Genomic DNA, 3,276 nt, shown 5'->3' with positions numbered 1-3,276 from the left:
GATGGATCGGCGGCGGCGGCGCGGCCGCCGGTGCGACCGGCACGGAGCGACCGGGAACGCCGGCGGCCAACGCCAGCAGGCCAAGCGCAGCGGCCGCGGCCAGCGCCGTGCGAAGCGGCGCGCGCGCGCCAGCGGTCTGTGTGTGCAAGAGACTCCCTCCCAGGAACGGCGAACGCATGCCATGTCGCGGCCGGACCGCACACGCCGAGGTGCGGCCGGCGCCTACGCTTCCCGAATCGCCCCAAGCCTGTCAACCGCGGCGCGAGGTATGCCTCGATGCCGCACGGATATCGACTGACGCTATAGCGATGGAATACCGGGGTTGCTTGGGGTGACTGGCATGGACTTGTCTTGCTTCACCAGCATAGGCAGCGTCGCTACGGAGATTTTGCTGCATCGCAGTAGAACCGACATTGCACACTGCGCAGATCTGGGACCGCATACGGGCAGATGACGCACCTGATCGCTTGCCAGTTCGATGGCCTTCTTACCCCGTCATGGAGCATGGCCGAATCCGTGACGGTGACGTTTGGTAGGCAATCAATGTCGAACCGAGACGGAGTCGTTCGCCACAGGCCCGCCGGCACAAGGACCATTGCTCCTAGATCGAGGCTCTCAGTCGACAGGCCGCGATAATGTCCTTCCATTGCCCGGAGGCAAGCAATGACGCATCGAGATTGACCACATGGTCGTTCTTGCGGAACGCGAACGCATACACCTGATCGAAAAAATCTGGAGAAAACAAACTTTCATAGCGATTAAAAGCCCCGTCATACATGCACAGGGAGAACCTGCAACCCTCCGCATCGAACATGCTTGCCAAAGCCCGATGAATTTCTGCAGAGATCACATCCGGAGCAGCCACGACCGTCTCGAGGAGCAATACGCCGTTCGGCCAATCGTCGCCAAGCATCCTGTAAACGGACGCTTCGCTCCGCGAACTGATATCCCGCTTCAGCGTTGCATATGCTCCCTGCAAAGAAGCTGCATCAAAAACACCGTAGCACAGAACGGAGAATGTGCTTGCGCCATAAACCGAGAGGAAATCAACGGCGCGCATAAATGTAAAAATCGAATTTATTCATGACCGATACACCTTCAATCCCAAAAAGGACGATACTGACCGCCTCATTCCCTAGGCCGCCTCAGCAAAGCCAAAATCAATCTCGCCGGACACATACCCACTAGATTTATTGCACGTACAGAGCTCATGCATGCCGAGCTCGATATACACGAGCAGCCAATAATCATTGCAGCCTTTTCCTAAGCCGCCAAGCATTAAAAAATTCAAATACTGTAACGGCAGAAAAAAACAAAGCAAAAAAAAGAATAAGCTTCGCCAGCCACAATACATTTATAATCCATGCGATAGATGCCGCAACAGCAAAAAACAAAATAAGCTTAATTCCACTACGAAAGCGAATCTCTGATTGCCTTATGCGAACCTCAATTCTCATCCCCTATCCTCCACAGCGGCACTACCACCAATAGCCATGGCGGCTACCAGTGTCAGCCGCCTTGCTCCGCATACTGCCCAGATGATCTGCCAGGAAATGCGCTCGGCCATTGACGTCATTCCGCGCATAGCGCTCATCCATACCAAGCCCTGTCAGGATCAGGTTGACGGTGCCGCCCTACGTCTCTTGCACCGCATCCAGTCCATCATACAAATAGCTGATCGTCTGTCCGCCTTCGGCCTTGCTCATTCTTCGGCCCAGCGGGTCGTAACCGAAGTTGGAAATGCTTGCTGCCCCCTATTTCCTTTCGACCAACTGGTCGCGCGCGTTCCAGACATAGGTGCGTACGCCGTCGGAAAGCAAGTTGCCGTTGGCGTCGTAGCTGAGCGCCTGGCCATCGGCCTGGGCTTGACGGTTGTTACTGCCGATCTGCGCCACCAAGCGGCCGACCTAGTCGTAGCCCTAGCCATAGCCGATCTCGCCCAGGGCCCTGCCGTCCGAATTCATCATCTGCATCAAAATCACCCAACCTTCCAAAGTTATTGACCTCAGATGATTGGAAACCATTATCCCGGGAGAGTTACTAGACAAAAATCAAAAAACCCAATGCAGAAAATAACCAAATTCTATTCATCAAAAAATAAACCCACCAAAAACAGGAAGAGCAACAGCCATAGAAGAAGCCCCGCCTCCCACCACAATCTTTATCCACACTCTCATCCGCTTATCACCCAGAACTAACCAGCCTTGTTAAATATGAAAATATTATCATTCCACAATTTAGAGAAATACTCTAAAGGAAATTGCAAATCTGGGTGACTACCATCGTCAAAAATTAGTCGCCACCAAGGAGTTAGGTATGTAACAGACGCAGCCGGCACGCCGTTATTAAGAACACTCAATTTTGAAATAAATATATTTCGAACGCAATGCACCTCAACTCCATGCCCAATTTTAAAAACTAACCCACCAACATCGATAAATTTAAATCCATCGTCTTCAAAGAATATTATGCGCCTTGGGCCACGCAATATTTTCTCCCAATCAACAAGCCAACCCGCCACATTCAAACTCTTATTACCAGACGAAAAAAAATTTAACTCCCCAGCGCCATAGACAAAGACATCCTGCTCTAGCGGATCGTAGACCCTATAGCGACGAACCAGTATTTTATTGACCACAACCACAATTACCTCCAATTCTTCCTGCGCGCGTTGCCGAACCTACTAAGCCGCCTCCTACTAAAACGGATGTCCACCCAATGCTCGTTCTTCCTGCGCCAGCAATTATGTCGGCACTACTCTTTCCTTGCGCCACCAGGCCTTCATATGTGACGGCATGCCAATTTCTCAATGAGTAAGCGAAAGGTCCTCTGAAATAATTCTTCAGAGCGTTCTTGCGATTACGCTTTCCTCTGCAGACAATCCCAATCTTGGAATCTGACGGGCTTTTGCCACGTAACCCAATCGACTCAGAGGCATAGCTAAACTATAAACAGTTCCGGCGACTTGCCCACCAGAATAATAACCTGAACATTTTTCAACTGCGCCATTAATATCCCATTGATCCCGTATGTAGTTCGTCAACCCAAATGACAACGAGTCGCCAAAACCTGCTACCGCATCTACTACCGGCTGGGGAATTGATGGCAAATCAAAAAGACCTAAAGGATCTCCATACATCAGTGGGGAACCATGGACATAGGCATAAGGGTTTGCTCCACCGACCAACCCAATGGGGTCCTCACTAACAAAGCGCCCCAAGTCTGGCCGATAGTACCGCGCCCGGTAGTAATAAAGCCCACTCGCATCCCGCTCCC

5 protein-coding genes are annotated in these 3,276 nt (G+C 51.7%); all 5 read right to left on the bottom strand.

Going from position 1 to position 3,276, the window contains the following annotated elements; translation table 11 throughout:
• Positions 1-601: 601 nt before the first annotated feature.
• Positions 602-1,060 (bottom strand): hypothetical protein, encoded by a 459-nt coding sequence (locus tag D180_RS06515; protein WP_157835436.1) that lies wholly within the window; start codon positions 1,058-1,060, stop codon positions 602-604.
• A gap of 187 nt (positions 1,061-1,247) precedes the next feature.
• On the bottom strand, positions 1,248-1,457 hold the full coding sequence (locus tag D180_RS23830; RefSeq protein WP_157835435.1) for a hypothetical protein: 210 nt from the start codon (positions 1,455-1,457) through the stop codon (positions 1,248-1,250).
• 297 nt (positions 1,458-1,754) lie between these two features.
• Entirely contained in the window at positions 1,755-1,898 is a 144-nt protein-coding gene (locus D180_RS23825; protein WP_017912154.1) for a hypothetical protein, read from the bottom strand.
• 296 nt (positions 1,899-2,194) lie between these two features.
• A complete protein-coding gene (locus tag D180_RS23820; RefSeq protein WP_152236855.1) occupies positions 2,195-2,644 on the bottom strand; it encodes a hypothetical protein in 450 nt (149 codons plus the stop codon).
• 198 nt (positions 2,645-2,842) lie between these two features.
• The coding region (locus tag D180_RS24765) for an RHS repeat-associated core domain-containing protein (protein WP_157835434.1) at positions 2,843-3,276 on the bottom strand (434 nt) is incomplete at its 5' end.

The sequence above is a fragment of the Xanthomonas sp. SHU 166 genome, assembly GCF_000364685.1.
In the GTDB taxonomy this organism is placed as follows: Bacteria; Pseudomonadota; Gammaproteobacteria; order Xanthomonadales; family Xanthomonadaceae; genus Xanthomonas_A; species Xanthomonas_A sontii.
This window is presented reverse-complemented; position numbering and strand designations above follow the sequence as displayed.

What these genes read in the sequence shown, in the direction of transcription:
- D180_RS06515 (WP_157835436.1), bottom strand. Translation starts at nt 1,060, where the DNA reads ATGCGCGCCGTTGATTTCCTCTCGGTTTATGGCGCAAGCACATTCTCC.
- D180_RS23830 (WP_157835435.1), bottom strand. Translation starts at nt 1,457, where the DNA reads ATGAGAATTGAGGTTCGCATAAGGCAATCAGAGATTCGCTTTCGTAGT.